The organism is Nocardia sp. NPDC004582 (assembly GCF_053602115.1).
Window position 1 is genome coordinate 1 of record NZ_JBSGCY010000031.1, and the last position, 18,174, is coordinate 18,174.

The 18,174-nt window shown below is 68.8% G+C and carries 22 protein-coding genes; 18 read left to right on the forward strand and 4 right to left on the reverse strand.

Annotated features, from left to right (window positions below; all coding sequences use genetic code 11):
* Positions 1–366 precede the first annotated feature (366 nt).
* The gene (locus ACWELJ_RS11900) at positions 367–576 is read right to left on the reverse strand and encodes a TOBE domain-containing protein (RefSeq protein WP_357281576.1); all 210 of its coding nucleotides are present in this window, start codon (positions 574–576) and stop codon (positions 367–369) included.
* A gap of 134 nt (positions 577–710) precedes the next feature.
* Between ACWELJ_RS11900 and ACWELJ_RS11905 the strand changes: the two genes are divergently transcribed.
* The 11 genes from ACWELJ_RS11905 (at position 711) to ACWELJ_RS11955 (ending at position 9,804) form a co-directional block, all read left to right on the forward strand.
* Complete coding sequence (locus ACWELJ_RS11905) at positions 711–1,619, forward strand: hypothetical protein (protein WP_452366160.1); 909 nt, start codon at positions 711–713, stop codon at positions 1,617–1,619.
* 174 nt (positions 1,620–1,793) lie between these two features.
* Positions 1,794–2,135, forward strand: coding sequence for a 50S ribosomal protein L19 (gene rplS, locus ACWELJ_RS11910; protein WP_040859818.1), 342 nt, complete (start codon positions 1,794–1,796; stop codon positions 2,133–2,135).
* A 119-nt stretch (positions 2,136–2,254) separates the two neighbouring features.
* Positions 2,255–3,073: a signal peptidase I gene (gene lepB / locus ACWELJ_RS11915; RefSeq protein WP_452366161.1), complete on the forward strand. Its 819-nt coding sequence runs from the start codon at positions 2,255–2,257 to the stop codon at positions 3,071–3,073.
* Positions 3,074–3,103: 30 nt separating this feature from the next.
* On the forward strand, positions 3,104–3,847 hold the full coding sequence (locus ACWELJ_RS11920) for a ribonuclease HII (RefSeq protein WP_452366191.1): 744 nt from the start codon (positions 3,104–3,106) through the stop codon (positions 3,845–3,847).
* A 43-nt stretch (positions 3,848–3,890) separates the two neighbouring features.
* The gene (locus ACWELJ_RS11925; protein WP_040859817.1) at positions 3,891–4,196 is read left to right on the forward strand and encodes a DUF2469 domain-containing protein; all 306 of its coding nucleotides are present in this window, start codon (positions 3,891–3,893) and stop codon (positions 4,194–4,196) included.
* Positions 4,197–4,282: 86 nt separating this feature from the next.
* Entirely contained in the window at positions 4,283–4,639 is a 357-nt protein-coding gene (locus tag ACWELJ_RS11930; RefSeq protein ID WP_452366162.1) for a YraN family protein, read from the forward strand.
* On the forward strand, positions 4,639–6,147 hold the full coding sequence (locus ACWELJ_RS11935) for a YifB family Mg chelatase-like AAA ATPase (protein WP_452366163.1): 1,509 nt from the start codon (positions 4,639–4,641) through the stop codon (positions 6,145–6,147). Before ACWELJ_RS11930 ends, ACWELJ_RS11935 begins: the two co-directional genes overlap by 1 nt.
* Positions 6,148–6,305: 158 nt before the next feature.
* The gene (gene dprA, locus ACWELJ_RS11940; protein ID WP_452366192.1) at positions 6,306–7,463 is read left to right on the forward strand and encodes a DNA-processing protein DprA; all 1,158 of its coding nucleotides are present in this window, start codon (positions 6,306–6,308) and stop codon (positions 7,461–7,463) included.
* Between the two features lie 78 nt (positions 7,464–7,541).
* Positions 7,542–8,465 (forward strand): tyrosine recombinase XerC, encoded by a 924-nt coding sequence (locus ACWELJ_RS11945; protein ID WP_452366164.1) that lies wholly within the window; start codon positions 7,542–7,544, stop codon positions 8,463–8,465.
* A 131-nt stretch (positions 8,466–8,596) separates the two neighbouring features.
* Complete coding sequence (locus ACWELJ_RS11950) at positions 8,597–9,361, forward strand: siderophore-interacting protein (protein WP_452366165.1); 765 nt, start codon at positions 8,597–8,599, stop codon at positions 9,359–9,361.
* Positions 9,362–9,432: 71 nt separating this feature from the next.
* A complete protein-coding gene (locus ACWELJ_RS11955) occupies positions 9,433–9,804 on the forward strand; it encodes a hypothetical protein (protein ID WP_452366166.1) in 372 nt (123 codons plus the stop codon).
* A 72-nt stretch (positions 9,805–9,876) separates the two neighbouring features.
* On the opposite strand, the gene ACWELJ_RS11960 is transcribed toward ACWELJ_RS11955, so the two are convergent.
* Positions 9,877–10,380, reverse strand: a complete 504-nt coding sequence (locus tag ACWELJ_RS11960; protein ID WP_452366167.1) for a DUF1990 family protein — start codon at positions 10,378–10,380, stop codon at positions 9,877–9,879.
* Between the two features lie 7 nt (positions 10,381–10,387).
* The gene (locus ACWELJ_RS11965) at positions 10,388–10,882 is read right to left on the reverse strand and encodes a M23 family metallopeptidase (RefSeq protein WP_452366193.1); all 495 of its coding nucleotides are present in this window, start codon (positions 10,880–10,882) and stop codon (positions 10,388–10,390) included.
* A 388-nt stretch (positions 10,883–11,270) separates the two neighbouring features.
* Between ACWELJ_RS11965 and rpsB the strand changes: the two genes are divergently transcribed.
* Both rpsB and tsf read left to right on the forward strand, forming a co-directional pair.
* Entirely contained in the window at positions 11,271–12,137 is an 867-nt protein-coding gene (rpsB, locus tag ACWELJ_RS11970) for a 30S ribosomal protein S2 (RefSeq protein ID WP_452366168.1), read from the forward strand.
* Between the two features lie 108 nt (positions 12,138–12,245).
* Positions 12,246–13,061 (forward strand): translation elongation factor Ts, encoded by an 816-nt coding sequence (tsf, locus tag ACWELJ_RS11975; protein ID WP_452366169.1) that lies wholly within the window; start codon positions 12,246–12,248, stop codon positions 13,059–13,061.
* A gap of 79 nt (positions 13,062–13,140) precedes the next feature.
* On the opposite strand, the gene ACWELJ_RS11980 is transcribed toward tsf, so the two are convergent.
* Positions 13,141–13,380, reverse strand: coding sequence for a hypothetical protein (locus ACWELJ_RS11980; RefSeq protein WP_452366170.1), 240 nt, complete (start codon positions 13,378–13,380; stop codon positions 13,141–13,143).
* Between the two features lie 352 nt (positions 13,381–13,732).
* Here ACWELJ_RS11980 and pyrH point away from each other — a divergent pair, with 352 nt between their 5' ends.
* The 5 genes from pyrH to ACWELJ_RS12005 all read left to right on the forward strand — a co-directional run bounded on the left by pyrH (position 13,733) and on the right by ACWELJ_RS12005 (position 17,931).
* Complete coding sequence (pyrH, locus tag ACWELJ_RS11985) at positions 13,733–14,467, forward strand: UMP kinase (protein ID WP_357092686.1); 735 nt, start codon at positions 13,733–13,735, stop codon at positions 14,465–14,467.
* A gap of 37 nt (positions 14,468–14,504) precedes the next feature.
* Positions 14,505–15,062: a ribosome recycling factor gene (gene frr, locus ACWELJ_RS11990; RefSeq protein ID WP_213556998.1), complete on the forward strand. Its 558-nt coding sequence runs from the start codon at positions 14,505–14,507 to the stop codon at positions 15,060–15,062.
* 87 nt (positions 15,063–15,149) lie between these two features.
* Positions 15,150–16,088: a phosphatidate cytidylyltransferase gene (locus ACWELJ_RS11995; protein WP_452366194.1), complete on the forward strand. Its 939-nt coding sequence runs from the start codon at positions 15,150–15,152 to the stop codon at positions 16,086–16,088.
* Positions 16,089–16,218: 130 nt separating this feature from the next.
* Complete coding sequence (gene rlmN / locus ACWELJ_RS12000) at positions 16,219–17,328, forward strand: 23S rRNA (adenine(2503)-C(2))-methyltransferase RlmN (RefSeq protein WP_452366171.1); 1,110 nt, start codon at positions 16,219–16,221, stop codon at positions 17,326–17,328.
* A 174-nt stretch (positions 17,329–17,502) separates the two neighbouring features.
* Complete coding sequence (locus ACWELJ_RS12005) at positions 17,503–17,931, forward strand: phage tail protein (RefSeq protein WP_452366172.1); 429 nt, start codon at positions 17,503–17,505, stop codon at positions 17,929–17,931.
* The last annotated feature ends 243 nt before the right edge of the window (positions 17,932–18,174 follow it).

Consider the following 18,174-nt stretch of genomic DNA (forward strand, 5'->3'; position numbering starts at 1 on the left):
CCGGGTGATATCCCGAACACGCGGCACCAGGGCCGCCGCGCGGCGCCGCGCCGGATCCGCAAATTACCCCCCCCCCGCCGGGCGGGCCCCGGAATCCCCGGGGCCCGCACGGCTTTCCGGACAGCAACGCCGGGTGCCGATCCGGTCGAGAATCCGCAGGCCCGCCGAGTCGAGGCGGCCCATCGCTCGCCGGGCGCGCGGAAGTCCGGACGTCCGGCGAGGTCGGAGATGACCGGCCGGCCTTCGCCCCTGGATGCTCTCGGACCGGGAAGGGCCGCCGGCCCGGCCTTCGTCGCAGGTCGAGCGAGGCGGCGAAAAGTGGAGCGGCCGAGGGGGATCGAGTCCGGCTCGGCCGCTGCGGGCCGGCTATTCGACGCCGAGCGAGACTTCGGTCGATTTGATCAGGACCTTGACGGGCGTGCCGTCGGCCAGGCCGAGGTCGTCGGCGGCGTCGCGGGTGATGGAGGAGGTGATCTCGTCGCCACCGGTGAGGCGGATGCGGACGACGGCCATGGCCTCGCCGCGGGTGACCTGGGTGACCGTTCCATCGAGTTGATTTCGTGTACTCAGTCGCATGGTCGCCAGCGTAGTTGGCTGACCGGTTGCTACATCCTCTCGTCGGGTGATTGTGATCTCGGCGTGCCGATCTCGGACACGGGTAGCGTGGCGGGGGTTGCGGTTCGCGCGAGGATTCCGGAGGCGACACGGGCATGCATGTGCGGCAGTGGTGGGAAGATGTCGTGGTGGCGCACGGCCGATTGCCGCTGGCATGCCTGCTGCTGGGGTTCATCGTCGGATTCCTGTTGATCCGGATCAGCGTGCGGCTCATCCGCAAACAGGTGCGGTGGTGGCCCGGCAATGTGCGGGCCGGGGACGTGCACATCCATCACATGGTGTTCGGCGTGATCCTGGTGCTCGGTTCCGGCATGGGACTGGTGACCCTGTATCAGAGCTCGGACGGCGTGATCAGTGCGCTGGCAGCGGTTTTCGGGCTCGGCGCGGCCCTGGTGCTCGACGAGTTCGCGCTCATCTACTACCTGCGCGACGTGTACTGGGAGGAGCAGGGCCGGACCTCGGTGGACGCGGTGTTCGTGGCGCTCGCGGTGACCGGACTGCTGCTGCTCGGGTTCCATCCGCTGTGGCTGCTCGATATCGGTGATGTGCGGGACCTGCGGTCCGAACCGAATGTGCCCGAGCGTTTGCTGACCGTTGCCTTCGCGCTGATGAACCTGCTGCTCGCCGCGATCGTCATCGCCAAGGGCAAGATCTGGACCGGTCTGTTCGGCATGTTCTTCCCGCCGCTGCTGTTCATCGGCGCGCTACGCCTGAGCCGCCCCGGCGCGCCCTGGGCCCGCTGGCGCTACGGCTCCCGCTCGGGCCTGATGCGCCGCGCCATGCGCCGCGAACGCCGGTACCGCCGCCCGATGATCCGCGCCAAGATCTTCGTCCAGGACCTGCTCGCCGGAAAACCCGACGCCGCGCACGTCCTGCGCGCCACCGAGGAAGAGCTGACCCGTACCATCGTCCCGGCCCCGCCCGCCCCGCCGCCGACCCACATCCACCTGCTCCCGGTCCGCAAGCACGAGGAGCGTCCCCCGGAGCACGTCGACAGCCAGTAGCCGCGGCCCGACCCCGATTCCCGTCCGGGCCGCGTCGTCTGGCACAATGCTCAGGTTGCCTTGGGCGCTCTTCGCTCGGGCACCGCCCAATTATCCGGAGCACGAACCGGTAGAGCACCCTCCCCGGGTAGCCGCCAGGTTCCTCTGTTCGCGCGAAAACCAATAAGGACGGACATGAACACCCTCGACTTCGTCGACGCTAGCTCGCTGCGCAACGACATCCCGGACTTCCGCCCGGGTGACACCGTCAACGTGCACGTGAAGGTTATTGAAGGCAACAAGGAGCGCATCCAGGTCTTCAAGGGCGTCGTCATCCGCCGCCAGAACGGTGGCATCCGCGAGACCTTCACCGTGCGCAAGGTGTCGTTCGGTGTCGGCGTGGAGCGCACCTTCCCGGTGCACAGCCCCAACCTCGACAAGATCGAGGTCGTGACCCGCGGTGACGTGCGTCGCGCCAAGCTGTACTACCTGCGCGATCTGCGCGGCAAGGCCGCCAAGATCAAGGAGAAGCGCTGAGGTAGCGACCGCCCCGACTCGTCGGGGATCGGTTCTCACAGAGCATCACGGTCGGCTCGCCCGACGCCGAGTAGCCCGGCACCGCATGGTTCTTCGCGGTGCCGGGCTACTCTGTTCCGGTGGCAGACGAGAGCGAGTCGGTGACGATGTCCGGGTCGGGCGATGACAATGGGTCCCAGACGCCCGAACCCCTGCAGCCGAAGCCGAAGAAGAAGCAGCGCCCGTTCTGGCAAGAGCTGCCCATCCTGGTCGGTTTCGCGGCGTTGATCGTGGCGCTGCTGGTGACTTTCATCGGGCGGCCGTACGTGATCCCGTCGCAGTCGATGGAACCCACCCTGCACGGGTGCGCGGGCTGCACCGGTGACCGCATCTACGTGCAGAAGCTGAGCTACTACTTCGGCGACCCGAAGCCGGGCGACGTGGTGGTCTTCGTCGGCCCGACCGACGACTGGAACCGGCACTACAAGTCGATCCGTTCCTCGAACACCGCGGTGCGCGGCGTGCAGAACTTCCTGTCCTTCTTCGGCCTGGTGCCGCCGGACGAGAACGACCTGGTCAAGCGCGTCATCGCGACGGGCGGCCAGTCGGTGAAATGCTGTGACGCGCAGGGCCGGATCCTGGTCAAGGACAGCGCCCCCGGTTCGGAGTGGAAGCCGCTCGACGAGCCGTACGTGCTGCACAACAACCCGTTCAACGCGCAGAACCCCGATATCCAGTTCAATGTCGGCGGCCGCGCGTTCCCCGAGGTCAAGGTGCCCGAGGGCAACCTGTGGGTGATGGGCGACAACCGCGCCGAATCCGCCGACTCCCGCTATCACATGCGCGATGAGCTGAACGGCACCGTCCCGGTCAAGGATGTGCGCGGCAAGGCCGTGTTCAAGATCTGGCCGCCCAGCCGCATCGGTCCGGTCCGGGCCGAGAACCCGCAGACGAACTGATAATCGCGAGATAATCGACCGGTGGGGAAGATGGCAGGCGGAGCGGCCGGCGTGCGCCGGAAGGAGCGCGGCGGCAAGAAGATTCAGCGGATCGACCGCGGTGACTGGCCGCCGCGCGTGGTCATGCGGCCCGCGGGCGGGCTGCGCACGCTCGAGGCCGCGCTGATCCGTAGCGGGCTGGGTCCGGTCGCGGGCGTGGACGAGGCCGGGCGCGGCTGCTCGGCCGGTCCGCTGGTCGTGGCTTCCTGCCTGCTACCGCCCAAGGCCTACACCTCGCTGGCCGGTCTCGACGATTCCAAGAAGCTCACCGAGAACACCCGTGAGCAGCTGTTCCCGATCATCAAGCGGCTGGCGCTGGCCTGGTCGGTGGTGGTGGTCCCGGCCTGGGAGATCGACGCCATCGGCATCCACGTGGCCAATATCGAGGGCATGCGGCGCGCGGTGGCCGGACTCGATCCGGTGCCCGGCTATGTGCTGACCGACGGCTTCCGGGTGCCGGGCATCCCGGTGCCCTCGCTGCCGGTGATCGGCGGCGACGCGTCGGCGGCCTGTATCGCGGCGGCCAGTGTGCTGGCCAAGGTGACCCGGGACCGCATGATGGTCGAGATGGACCGGGAGTATCCCGGCTACGGTTTCGCGGCCCACAAGGGCTACAACACCCCCGAGCACAATGAGGCGCTGACCCGCCTCGGCATCACACCAGAGCACCGTCGATCGTGGCGAAACGTCCGGGAGACCGGCCGAGTGGCTACCGACACGGCGTATGCGGGATGATGTCTCTACACCCAGTTGGGCGACAAGGAGGACGTTCCACCCGATGAGCGCCGAGGACCTCGAGAAGTACGAAACCGAGATGGAGCTATCCCTGTACCGCGAGTACAAGGACATCGTCGGGCAATTCTCGTACGTGGTGGAGACCGAGCGTCGCTTCTACCTCGCCAATTCCGTCGAACTGCGTCCGCAGAACGCCGATGGCGAGGTGTACTTCGAGGTTCGGATGTCGGATGCATGGGTGTGGGACATGTACCGGCCCGCGCGCTTCGTGAAGCACGTTCGCGTGATCACCTTCAAAGACGTGAATATCGAAGAGCTGGAGAAGACCGACCTGCGGCTTCCCGACTGATCCACAGGCCGGAGGTTATCCACAGCCTCGCTGTTTTCCCAGTTCGGCATGGCCGGGTCCGGTAGGGCCACGGCCATGCTGGCTGAATGGCACAGCATCTGGCGCTGGGAGCGCAGGGGGAAGACCTGGCCGCGGACTACCTCCGCACGGCCGGCATGTCGATCGTCGCCCGCAATTGGCGATGCCGCTACGGCGAACTCGACCTCATCGCCCGCGAGGGCGACATCACCGCCTTCATCGAAGTCAAAACCCGCCGCAACCTGACCTGCGGCCGCCCCGAGGAGGCCGTCACCCTCCTCAAACAGCAACGCATCCGCCACCTGGCCCGCCACTGGCTGCACGACCACCCGGGCCCCTTCCAGCGCATCCGCTTCGACGTCGTCTCCGTCCTCCTGCGCCCCGCCCGCCCACCGGAAATCCTCCACCTGAAGGCGGCGTTCTGATGCCGCTGGGCAGGGCCTACTCGGTAGCCGTCAACGGCGTCGAAGGCCAACTCGTGGAAATCGAAGCCGACATAGGCCAGGGCCTCCCGTCGGTTCACCTGGTCGGCCGCCCCGACACCACCCTCCAGGAGTCCCGCGACCGCGTCCGGGCAGCGGTCTCCAACACCGGCGAGAAATGGCCCGACGGCCGCGTCATCCTGGCCCTGTCCCCGGCCACCCTCCCGAAGGTGGGCAGCGTCTACGACCTGGCCCTGGCCGGGGCCGTACTCGACGCGGCGGGCGCGATCCCCTCGAACCGCCTCGCGGAATCGGTGCTGCTGGGCGAATTGGCCCTCGACGGCCGGGTCCGCCGGGTTCGTGGCATCCTCCCGGCCGTCCTGGCCGCCCGCAATGCCGGCCGCCGCACGGTCATCGTCCCGACCGGGGCCTTGCCCGAGGCCGGTCTGGTCGACGGCATTCGGGTGCTCGGCGCGTCGACCCTGCTCGAATTGCTCGAATGGCTGCGGGGCGGCGGCGAACTCACCCAGCCCGACCCGGTCCAGCCGGTGGCGGAGGCGTCGATCGGCGACCTGAGCGAGGTCGTCGGGCAGGACGAGGCGCGCTGGGCGCTCGAGGTGGCGGCGGCCGGGGCTCATCACCTGTTGCTGACCGGTCCGCCCGGGATCGGGAAAACCATGCTGGCGCAACGCCTTCCGGGACTACTGCCGCCGCTGCGGGAACGGGACTCGCTGGAGGTGACCGCGATTCACTCGGTGGCGGGCACGCTGTCCGGCGATGCCCCGCTGATCACCGCGCCGCCGTTCGTCGCGCCCCACCACTCGTCGTCGGTGACGGCGATGATCGGCGGCGGGTCGGGTTCCGCCCGGCCGGGTGCGGTGAGCTGTGCGCACCGCGGTGTCCTGTTCCTCGACGAATGCGCCGAGCTGGGCACCAAGGTCCTCGAGGCACTGAGAACCCCGTTGGAGGAGGGGGAGGTTCGCATCGCGCGCAGGGATGGCGTGTCCCGTTTCCCGGCCCGCTTCCAGCTCGTCCTGGCCGCGAACCCCTGCCCATGCGCCCCCGCCCGGGATATCGACTGCATCTGCGCGCCCCTGGCCCGCCGCCGCTACCTCGGCAAACTCTCGGGCCCGCTGATGGATCGCATCGACATCGCGGTGCAGATGCACGCCCAGGCCGCGGGCGCGTTCACCGGCGACGAGGTCGAGACCAGCGAGGTCGTCCGCGCCCGCGTGACCGCGGCCCGTGCGGCGGCCGCCGAGCGGTGGGTCGAACTCGGCATGTCCACCAATGCCGAAGTCCCCGGCCACGTTCTCCGCCAACGCTTCCGCCTGCCTCGCGAGGCGCTCGCCCCGGTCGAGAACGCTCTCCAGCACGGCCGCATGTCCGCCCGCGGCGCCGATCGCGCGATCCGGGTCGCCTGGACCGTCTGCGATCTTCGCGGCGGCGATATTCCGAGCGCCCAGGATGTCCTGCAGGCCTTGAGCTTCCGGCAGCGAGGTGCGGCATGAGCGAGAACGGCGATGGGTCCGCTGGTGTCGGTGAGGGCGGGACCCGGGAGCCCGGCAACGCTGAACATGGCCGCGGCTCCGGTTGGACCGGCGTGTTCCACGGGACGCCGATCCACGACGGCGGCTCGGTCGCGGGTGGTGATGCGGATGCGCGGCGGTTGGCGTGGGTGTATCTGTCGCGGGTGGTGGAGGGGCCGTGCGCGGCCTTGTCGGCGTTGATCGAGTCGGTGGGGGTGGTGGACGCGGCGCGGGCGGTGCGGGAGCGGGCGCTGCCCGAGGTGTTGCGCGGGCCCACCGAGTCGCGGCGCGGGATCGAGCGGGCGGAAGCGGATCTGGCGCATATCGAGCGGCTGGGTGGGCGGGTGGTGACGCCGGAGGACGCGGAGTGGCCCGCGTGGCGGATGCTCGGGTTGCGGCAATTGGATCCGGCGCGTGACGCGGATGCGGCTGTGCCGCTGGTGTTGTGGGTGCGCGGGAGCAGGTCGCTGCTCGAGACGACCGAGCGGGCGATCGCGGTGGTCGGGGCCCGGTGCAGTACCGGGTACGGCGATCACGCGACCGGAGAGATCGCGGGCGAGTTGGCCGCGCGGGGATGGACCATCGTGTCCGGGGCCGCGTTCGGGATCGATGGAATGGCCCATCGAGCCGCGCTCGGGGTCGGCGGCATGACGATCGCGGTACTCGCGTGCGGTCCCGATCGCCCGTATCCGGTGCAACACGATCATCTGCTCGCCGAGATCGCCGACCGTGGCCTGGTCGTCACCGAGTACCCGCCCGGAACCTCCGCGCGCAAACACCACTTCCTCGCTCGTAATCGCTTGATCGCCGCCCTCGCCGACGGTGTGGTCGTGGTGGAGGCCGGAATTCGTAGTGGCTCCCGCAATACCGTGAAGTGGTGCCGGCGGTTGGGGCGGCCGGCTATGGCGGTGCCGGGGCCGATCACCTCGGCGGCGTCGGTCGGGTGTCACCGGATGATTCGGGAGGGGGAGGCGTTCATCGTGACTCGGGCCGAGGACATTCTCGACGAGGCCGGGCCGTTGCGGTTGTCGCTGCCGGGAGCTGTTCCGCCGAATCCGGAGGACAACCTCTCGGGGGACGAGGCGCTGGTGCTGGCGGCGCTGCCCACCGCCGGGTCCCGGCTGCCGCGCGCGGTGGTCACCGACACCGGGCTGGCATTGCCCACGGTGCGAGCCACGTTGTCGGCGTTGGAGATCGCGGGGCTGGTCGGGTGTGATGGCGACGGGTGGTACCGGATGCGGTCGTCGGGGGACGCCGGGGCCGGGGCGATCGCGAGCACCCATGAACGGCATCGGTGATCGTGTCCAGGGCGGGTGTGGTGCGATCGCGCGGCGGGGGTGCTTGAAATGGGGGCGGAATGCGGTCAGCGTGGGGGGATGAGTGGGTTGCCCGAGGATTTGGAGGCCTTGCTGGCCGAGTACGGCCGGCATTTGCGGCTGGGGCGGAATCGATCGGCGCATACGGTGCGGGCCTATCTGGGGGATGCTCGCGGATTGCTGGAGCATTTGCTGGAGCGGGCGGTGGATTCCGGTGTGGGGGAGGTGGATCTGGCTTTGCTGCGGTCGTGGCTGGCGGCGCAGGCGGCGGGGGGAGCGGCTCGGACCACGATGGCGCGCCGCGCGTCCTCGGCGCGGACGTTCACCGCGTGGCTGACGCACACGGGTCGGCTGGCGGTCGATCCGGGGCCGCGGCTGGGATCGGCGCGGGCACATCGGGTGCTGCCGTCGGTGCTGGGCAAGGAGCAGGCCCGGGCGGCCATGGACGCGGCCGAATCGGGTGCGGCGCAGCAGGATCCGATGGCGCTGCGGGATCGGCTGATCGTGGAGATGCTGTACGCCACCGGGATTCGGGTGAGCGAATTGTGCGGACTCGACATCGAGGACGTGGATCGGGAACGGCGGCTGGTGCGGGTTCTGGGCAAGGGCAACAAGGAACGATCGGTGCCGTTCGGCGGCCCGGCCGAGCAGGCCCTCGAGGCCTGGCTCCGGTTCGGCCGCTCGGCCCTCGCGACGCCGGAATCGGGCCGGGCGCTGCTGCTGGGCCGCCGTGGCCGCCGCATCGACCCCCGGCAGGCGAGAACCGTGGTGCACGAGGTGGTTTCGGCGATTCCCGGCGCACCCGACATGGGTCCGCACGGATTCCGTCACACCGCCGCCACCCACCTGCTGGAGGGCGGAGCCGACCTGCGGGTGGTGCAGGAGATCCTGGGTCACGCCAGCATGGCCACCACCCAGCTCTACACCCATGTCTCGATCGACCGGCTCAAGAAGGTCCACGACCAGGCTCACCCACGCGCCTGAACAGCCCGTTCGTCAGGCGTCCCGGAAGACTGGGTGATCCACGGCCTATCGGAAAGCTATCGACGACCTATCGACACCCGTGCTAGCGTCAGTTAGGTAACCCTAATTATGCACGACGATGGAGGTGTCCTTTGGCACGCACACGCTTGACGCTGGTGGTCCAGAACACGGTTCACCTGACCGATCACCTGATCCGGGTCCGCTTGGGCGGCCCGGGCTTCACGTCCTTCCAGCCCAACGACAGCACCGACGCCTACGTGAAACTGATCTTCCCGGGCCCCGACGGCGATGTCATGCGCACCTACACCGTGCGCGAAGTCGACCGGGCCGCCCAGGAGATCGCCATCGACTTCGTCCATCACGGTGATGAGGGCATCGCCGGCCCCTGGGCGGCCGCCGCCCAACCCGGCGACACCATCGACCTGTTCGGCCCCGGCGGCGGCTACGCCCCACGTCCCGACGCCGACTGGCACCTGCTGGCCGGAGACGAATCCGCCCTCCCCGCCATCGCCGCCGCCTGCGCGGCGCTGCCCGCCGACGCCGTGGGCCAGGTATTCGTCGAGGTCGGCGGCCCGTCGGACGAACTCGCCTTCCCGCACCCGGAGGGCGTGGAGCTCACCTGGATCCACCGCGGCGACGCCGAACCCGGCGAACGGCTGGCCGCCACCGTCCGCTCCGCGCCGTGGCGAGACGGCCAGGTCCAGGTCTTCATCCACGGCGAGGCCCGCGCCGTCATGCACGATCTGCGCCCGTATATCCGCAAGGAGCGTGCCGTCCCGGCCGAATGGGCGGCCTCCATCTCCGGCTACTGGCGACGCGGCCGCACCGAAGAAGGTTTCCGCGCCTGGAAATCCGAACTGGCCGAACGCGAAAAGGCCACGCCCGCAGCCGTTTGACCGATTCCCGCTGGCGACACCCGGTCGCTGAGATCCGGTTCGGGGCATTTCGGCGGGTAGCGTCGATTGTCATGACGACGCCGCCCGCCGAGACCCCCGCCCTACGCGAGCGCCTCCGCACCGCGCTCCGCGCCGCCATGAAGGTCCGCGACCGGCACGCCACCGCGGCTCTGCGCTCGGCGCTGGCGGCGATCGACAATGCCGAAGCCGTCGACGGTTCCGATGTGCGGGCCGGAGCGATCGAGAGCAGCGCCGTCGGCGTCGGCGCGTCCGAACGCGCCCGCCGCGAATTGAGCGAAGCCGAGATCGCCGCCATCGTTCGCGCCGAGATCGACGAACGTCTCACCGCCGCAAAGGAATACGCGGAGTCGGAGAGCGGAGCGGACCGTGTCGCCGGTCTCCGCGCCGAGGCCGCCACCCTCGCCGCTCACCTCCACGGCTGACCCCGGCCGCGGCGATGCCGAACGGCGCGCCGGCCGACCGGACCGGGTCGAGCGCGGGGTGGTCCGCGCCGCTCAGCGGGGCTCGAGCGCGGCGATGTAGCGGCCGGAGAACCAGCGCTGGACGAGACGGACGACGGGTGCGCCGAGGCGGGCGTACCAGGGCCCGGGGGTGGAGAACGAGGCGATGACTCCGTACACGGTGTCGTCGGCGGGGTCGTATTCGACGGCGAAGAGCTCCTCGCCGCGCAATGGATGGCCGGGAAGGGTGCCGTAGGCGAATCCGCGGCGGTTCGATTCGTCGAGGACGTAGACGACCCGGCACGGGGCGGTGACGCCGATCGGGCCCAGTCCGATGCGGACGGTGATGTCGGTGCCGGGCCGGGCCTCGGGCGTGGTCGCCTGCTGGAAGACGCCGCTGCCGCGTTGCATGCGGTATGTGCGGACCTGTTCGGCGGCCTGGTCGAAAAACTCACGGCCGGAACCGATTCGGCGCCGCAGCCGGAAGTGGTGATACCCCGCCGGGAACTCGCCCGCGGTCGCGCCGACGTCGGGGTAGGAGAAGGGCTGCTGCGACATCGATCCATCATGGCCCGCCCGGTGACCCGGCGGATGGATCTGTGAGCGGTTTCAACCGGATCGGCGTGCGATGGATCAGGCCGAGCGGATCGACGTATTCACCGTCGCGCCGCGCGCCCCAGTGCAGGCAGGGGGAGCAGGGCGGGTGCCCGTCGTCGAGCACGCCGATCGGGGTGCCGCGGGTCAGCCTGCGGCCCACCGCGATCGACGCCGTGACCGGCTCATAGGTGGTGCGCAGTCCGCCCGGGTGGTCGATGGAGACCACCGGTTTCCCGGCCACGATTCCGGCGAACACCACGATGCCGTCACCCGCCGCCAGCACCGCCTGACCACGGCTGCCCGCCAGATCGACGCCGCGATGCCCGGGCAACCAGTCGTGCTCGGGTTTGTCGAAGGCCCGCACGACAGCGGGCCGCGACGCGAGCGGCCAGCCGAACTCTCCGCCGGGCGCGGCCGACCCGGGCGCGGCCGACGCGACCGTCATCACGACCATTGCCACCATCGCCACGACGGGAAATACCCGGCGGAATTCGGGCTCGAAGTAGTTCGCGGACATGCGAATCAGCGTGCGCCCCGCAACCGTCATCCAGCCCCTCCCGCCCCGCGAGTGTGGATGAAATTCAGTATTGTGAATAGAACACGCGCAGCCTTCTGACCAGCGTCGACTGGTCCGGATCACGCCCTGCTCCGGGCCCGATTTCGATCTGACGGAACCGCTGCGTAAACTGATTCAGCGGTTTGCGTCAACGCGGACCGACTTCGCGCGCCCACAGTGAGTGTCGCCGGCTGGTCCCCCTGATTCGTTCTCGGAGGGTTCCGGTGGCCGTGGGCGCCAGGGCAGGGATCGCCGATTCCTGTGTCAACCAGCAACGAGAGGAAGTTACGGAGCCATGGCTGTCGTAACAATGAAGCAGCTGCTCGACAGCGGCGCGCACTTCGGTCACCAGACTCGCCGGTGGAACCCGAAGATGAAGCGGTTCATCTTCACCGACCGCAACGGCATCTACATCATCGATCTGCAGCAGACGCTGACCTACATCGACAAGGCCTACGAGTTCGTCAAGGAGACCGTTGCCCACGGCGGCACCGTCCTCTTCGTCGGCACCAAGAAGCAGGCCCAGGAGTCGATCGCCGCTGAGGCGACCCGCGTCGGCATGCCCTACGTGAACCAGCGCTGGCTGGGCGGCATGCTCACCAACTTCCAGACCGTGCACAAGCGGCTGCAGCGCCTGAAGGAGCTGGAGTCGATGGAGCAGACCGGCGGTTTCGAGGGTCGCACCAAGAAGGAAATCCTCATGCTGACGCGTGAGAAGAACAAGCTGGAGCGCACCCTGGGCGGCATCCGGGACATGGCCAAGGTTCCCTCGGCCATCTGGGTTGTCGACACCAACAAGGAGCACATCGCCGTCGGCGAGGCTCGCAAGCTGAACATCCCGGTCATCGCGATCCTGGACACCAACTGCGATCCGGACCTGGTCGACTACCCGATCCCGGGTAACGACGACGCGATCCGTTCGGCCGCGCTGCTGACCAAGGTCGTCGCCTCCGCCGTCGCCGAGGGTGTGCAGGCTCGCGCCTCGCGCGCCGGTGGCGACTCGAAGCCGGAGGCCGGCGCGGGCGAGCCCCTCGCCGAGTGGGAGCAGGAGCTGCTCGCGCAGGCCGCCCCGGCCGCCGACGCCGAGGCCCCCGCCGTGGAGACCGCTGCCGAGGCGGAGCTGAAGGAAGACCCGGCCACCAAGACCCCGGCCGACTTCTGATCCACCGCCGCCAGGCATCTGTTCACCTTGCCGACCGCTGTCGTTCGATGACGGTCGGCAAGGTGTGACCACCACAGACTTTCACTCACACAGGGAGGCTCGCCCGAGATGGCGAACTACACCGCCGCCGATGTGAAGCGGCTCCGCGAGCTCACCGGCTCCGGCATGATGGACTGCAAGAAGGCGCTCGAGGAGAACGCGGGCGACTTCGACAAGGCCGTCGAGTTCCTGCGTATCAAGGGCGCCAAGGATGTCGGCAAGCGTGCTGAGCGCGCCACCGCCGAGGGCCTGGTCGTCGCGCAGGACGGCGTCCTGATCGAGATCAACTCCGAGACCGACTTCGTGGCCAAGAACCAGGAGTTCCAGGACGTCGCGGCCGCCATCGTGGCCGCCGCCGCGAAGGCCCGCCCGGCCGACCTGGACGCCCTGAAGGCGGTCGACGTCGACGGCAAGCCCGCCGACCAGCTGCTGCAGGAGCTCGCCGCCAAGATCGGTGAGAAGCTCGAGCTGCGCCGCGTCGCCGTGTTCGACGGCCAGACCACCGTCTACCTGCACAAGCGTGCCACCGACCTGCCGCCCGCCGTGGGCGTGCTGATCGAGTACACCGGCACCGACGCCGACGCGGCCCGTGCCGCCGGCATGCAGGTCGCCGCCCTCAAGGCCAAGTACCTCACCCGCGAGGACGTCCCGGCCGAGCTCGTCGCCAAGGAGCGCGAGATCGCCGAGGCGACCGCCAAGGAAGAGGGCAAGCCGGAGGCCGCGCTGCCGAAGATCGTCGAAGGCCGCGTCAACGGCTTCTACAAGGACGTCGTGCTGCTCGACCAGGCTTCGGTCACCGACTCCAAGAAGACCGTCAAGGCCCAGCTGGACGAGGCCGGTGTCACCATCACCCGCTTCGCCCGCTTCGAGGTCGGCCAGGCGTAATCGCCTGACAGCTCGAAAAGGCCCTTCGCTCATCGTGATTCGATGAGCGAAGGGCCTTTCTCGTATCCGGCTCGAGGGCTCAGCCGCAGAGCGAGCAGCCCGACGGCTTGGGCGGGAAGAGCATGTTGGAGATGGCGGCGCTGCCGGAGATCAAGGCGCTGCTCCCGGAGTCGAGGCCGGTGGCGATCGGCGCCGCGCCGTTGTCGGTCACCGGGGTGAGCGGAACCTCGGCCGAGGCGGGTGCCGCGACCGCCGCCAGTCCCGCCGCGAGGGCGAGGGTGGCCAGTCCGGTCCGGACGGTATGAGACTTCGTGTTCACAGGTACTCCTTGATGAGGGAAATTGCCGGTCCTGTTCGGGCAATCCGGCTGAGGGCCTTCACGCGCGCGACGATATGTGAAATGCGTTCAGTTCGAATCGAATCGGGCGCCCCGGGTTTTCGGGGCGGGACTTCTCGGGGGTATAGCCCCGAGATTGCCGCGCGCGTTGCCCGCACTGCCGACCGATGCCCGGAATGTCACGAATCGGTAGGCCGATACGAGGGTCGCCTCACGGTCCCCGCCGGTCGTGAGGCAGGATAGACAGAGCTTTGTTGCCGTCCCGTGCAATTCGTCGGCCGGGATGGTCTTTTCATGTGCCTGCGCACGCTCGAACGTCTGGACAAGGAGACCGATGACGGACCCGGATACCGCCCCCGATCGCAAGGGCTATCGCCGAGTGCTCCTCAAGCTGGGTGGCGAGATGTTCGGCGGTGGCCGTGTCGGTCTCGACCCGGATGTGGTGCAGGCGGTCGCGGAGCAGATCGCCGAGGTCGTCGAGGACGGCGTCCAGGTGGCCGTGGTGATCGGCGGCGGCAACTTCTTCCGTGGCGCCGAGCTCGAGGAGCGCGGCATGGAGCGGGCCCGCTCGGACTACATGGGCATGCTCGGCACCGTCATGAATTCCCTTGCGCTGCAGGACTTCCTGCAGAAGCAGGGCATCGACACCCGGGTGCAGACCGCCATCACCATGGGCCAGGTCGCCGAACCGTATCTGCCGCTGCGCGCCAAGCGGCACCTGGAGAAGGGCCGCGTCGTGATCTTCGGCGCCGGCATGGGCATGCCCTACTTCTCCACCGACACCACCGCCGCGCAGCGCGCCCTGGAGATCGGCGCCGAAGTGGTGCTGATGGCCAAGGCCGTGGACGGCGTCTTCACCGCGGACCCGCGGGAGGACCCCGACGCCACCATGTTCACCCAGATCACCCACAAGGAAGCGCTGGAGCGGGGCCTCAAGGTCGCCGATGCCACCGCTTTCAGCCTGTGTATGGACAACCAGATGCCGATGCTGGTGTTCAATTTGTTGACCAAGGGAAATATCGCCCGCGCCGTCGCCGGTGAGAAGATCGGCACCCTGGTCCGGTCGTGACCGACGACAAGAACCATGACGCAGTGGAGGAAACGCCGTGATTGAAGAAGCGCTCTTCGACGCCGAGGAAAAGTTCGAGAAGGCCGTCTCGGTGGTGAAGGACGATCTGGCCTCGATCCGTACCGGTCGCGCGAATCCTGGCATGTTCGCGCGGATCGTGGTCGAGTACTACGGCTCGATGACGCCGATCACCCAGATCTCCTCGATCACCGTGCCCGAGCCGCGCATGGTCGTGATCAAGCCGTACGAGCAGGCGCAGATGCAGCCCATCGAGACCGCGATCCGCAATTCGGACCTGGGGGTGAACCCCACCAACAACGGTGACATCATTCGGGTCTCGATCCCGCAGCTCACCGAGGAACGGCGCCGGGAAATGGTCAAGCTGGCCAAGTCCAAGGGCGAGGACGCGAAGATCTCGATCCGCAACGTCCGCCGCAAGGCCATGGAAGAGCTGGGCCGCATCCAGAAGGACGGCGAGGCGGGCGAGGACGAGGTCGGTCGCGCCGAGAAGGAACTCGACAAGACCACCCAGAAGTACGTCGCGCAGATCGACGAGCTGGTGAAGCACAAAGAAGGCGAACTGCTCGAGGTCTAGGACGGCCGAGCTTCGGCCGGGGGTAGGAACGGACGACAAGTGAGCGACGGGACAATCGTGGCCGAAGAGATTGCCGCCACCGGAGAGATGCCGGAGGAAGCCACCGGACCGGCAGGGGCGACGGGCGCGGATTCGGCAGTGCCGGAGACGGCGGCGGCCGGATCCGGTAGCGGCGGCGCTGCGGCGAACGGGCAGCCGAGCGCGCCCGCGTCGAAGGCGGGCCGCAACCTGCCCGCGGCGCTGGGGGTCGGGTTCGGGCTGGGGCTGTCCCTGATCGCGATCCTGCTGTGGGCCCCCAAGGTGCTCGTCGGCGTGATCGCGGTCGCGGTCGCGGTGGCCACCTGGGAGGTGACCAAGCGGCTGCGCGAGGCCGATGTGCTGGTGCCGCGGATCCCGCTGCTGCTCGGCGGGCAGGCGGTGGTGTGGCTGGCCTGGCCGGTCGGGCCGCAGGGCGTGCTGGGCGCGTTCGGCGCGACGGCGCTCACCCTCATGGTGTGGCGGCTGTTCGACCACGGCCTGACCGCCACCCCGCGAAACTACTTGCGCGACACCGCGATCTCGGTGTTCACGCTCACCTGGATTCCGCTGCTGGCCGCGTTCGCGGTGCTCATGCTGTCGCAGGACAAGGGCAACCTGCGGGTGCTGTCCTTCATGATCCTGGTGGTCTGCTCCGATGTGGGCGGCTATGTGGCGGGTGTGCTGTTCGGCAAGCACCCGATGGTGCCGCACATCAGCCCGAAGAAGTCCTGGGAGGGCTTCGGCGGTTCGCTGGTGTTCTGCGTGATCGGCGGTCTGCTGACGGTGACGCTGCTGCTGCAGGCGAATTCGATGATCGGCGTGCTGCTGGGCGTCGGCCTGGTGCTGGTGGCCACCAGCGGCGACCTGATCGAGTCGCAGGTGAAGCGGGAGCTGGGCATCAAGGACATGGGCACGCTGCTGCCGGGGCACGGCGGCATCATGGACCGGCTCGACTCCATGCTGCCGTCGGCGTTCGTGGCGTGGCTGGTGCTGACCGCCCTGCTCTGACCGATCGCGCCGGCCGCGGTCACCCGGCCTTCCGCGCCGCGTGCCGCGGCTGACGTGTTCCGGGTGTGTGACGAGCGCATCGCACCCCGCGGCGCCGAACGCGGGTTTCGGATGGAACACTGGAAGGGTTATGACTACCCCGTTGCCCCTCGTTTTCGACGCCCCTCGTCGCGGCATGCCGCCGCGGCATCTCGCCGACCTCGATTCGGGGGAGCGCAAGGCGGTGGTCGAGGAGCTCGGGCTGCCCAAGTTCCGCGCCGACCAGATCGCGCGTCAGTACTACGGCCGCCTGGTCGCCGACCCGGATCAGATGACCGATCTGCCCGAGGCGATGCGGTCCAAGGTCGCCGAGGCGTTGTTCCCGCGGCTGCTCACCGAGATCCGGCACATCGAATGCGATGACGGCACCACCCGCAAGTCGCTGTGGCGCGCCAATGACGGCACCCTGCTCGAGTCGGTGCTCATGCGCTACCCCGACCGCAACACCCTGTGCATCTCGTCGCAGGCGGGTTGCGGCATGGCGTGCCCGTTCTGCGCCACCGGTCAGGGCGGCCTGAACCGCAATCTGTCCACCGCCGAGATCGTCGATCAGGTCCGGGCCGCCGCGGCCGCCCTGCGCGACGGTGAGGTCGCGGGTGGACCGGGCCGCCTGTCCAACATCGTGTTCATGGGCATGGGTGAGCCGCTGGCCAACTACAAGCGCGTGGTGAACGCGGTCCGCCGCATCACCTCGCCGTCGCCGGAGGGCTTCGGCATCTCGCAGCGTTCGGTGACGGTCTCCACGGTCGGTCTGGCGCCCGCGATCCGCAAGCTCGCCGACGAGGACATGTCGGTGCGGCTGGCGGTCTCCCTGCATACCCCCGATGACGAGTTGCGAGACACGTTGGTGCCGGTCAACAATCGCTGGCCGGTCGCCGAAGTCCTCGACGCCGCACGCTATTACGCCGACAAGTCCGGCCGCCGCGTCTCCATCGAGTACGCGCTGATCCGCGACATCAACGATCAGGGCTGGCGGGCCGACATGCTCGGCAAGAAACTCCACAAGGCCCTGGGTCCCCTGGTCCACGTCAACCTGATCCCGCTCAACCCGACCCCGGGCAGCAAGTGGGACGCGTCCCCGAAGTCGGTACAGGACGAGTTCGTCCGCCGCGTCCAGGCCCAGGGCGTCACCTGCACGGTCCGCGACACCCGCGGCCAGGAGATCGCCGCCGCGTGCGGTCAGCTCGCCGCAGAGGGATAAATCGGACATCGCCCGTCCGGCCGGAATTCTCGAAGGGCGGTACCACCGGCGGGGTTGTTGCCCAAAGGTAGCTATGCGGGCGATTTCCCGTCGCCCGGCGCCGGGAGCTTTCTACACTGGTTTGAAGGCGGATGCTTGCCGGGCGTCCGATCGGCCGAGGAGCGCATGATGCCCATGTCGCAGCTCACGACCATTTCTTCCTTCGTCATCGTTATCGACGGCCTCCAGATCGCGTCCTTCGCGGAGCTGGGTGGCATCGTGTCGGAGATCGAACCGGTGTCCTACCTCGAAGGTGGTGGCGGCGGTCCGATCCAACTGCCCGGAAAGGTCAAGCCGCCCCAGGTCACCCTGTGCCGAGGGCGCACGGGTACCGCTGATCTGTGGGCCTGGCACCAGTCGGCGCGCATGGGTCAGATGGCCGTGGCCCGCCGTGACTGCACCCTGGCGATGTACGGCGACGAGGGCGCGCCGGTCCCGGGCTACCTGCTCGAGCACGCGTGGCCGGCGAAGATCGAGGTCTCGGCCCGGCGGGACGGCCCGGGCGAAATGCTGTACAACAGCGTCACATTGGTCTGCGAGAACCTCCAGCACATGGCCGCCTGATCCGGGGAACTCGGCGGGCGCACTCCGTTTCGCCGGGGGTGGGAGCCGCGAAATTACGGCTGCGGACCAGTAGTCTGATGACAGGCCACGGCGATTGCCGGGCCGCTCGAGGCCTCTCTGCGGTCCTGTTCTCGAATCGCGATGCCGCCCGAATTTCTCGGAGAGGCACATGTGGCAACGACCGCAGGCGAAGCGAATGATCAGGATTTCCCGGCCGGCCGCGCGGAGCGCGCCGACAGCGAC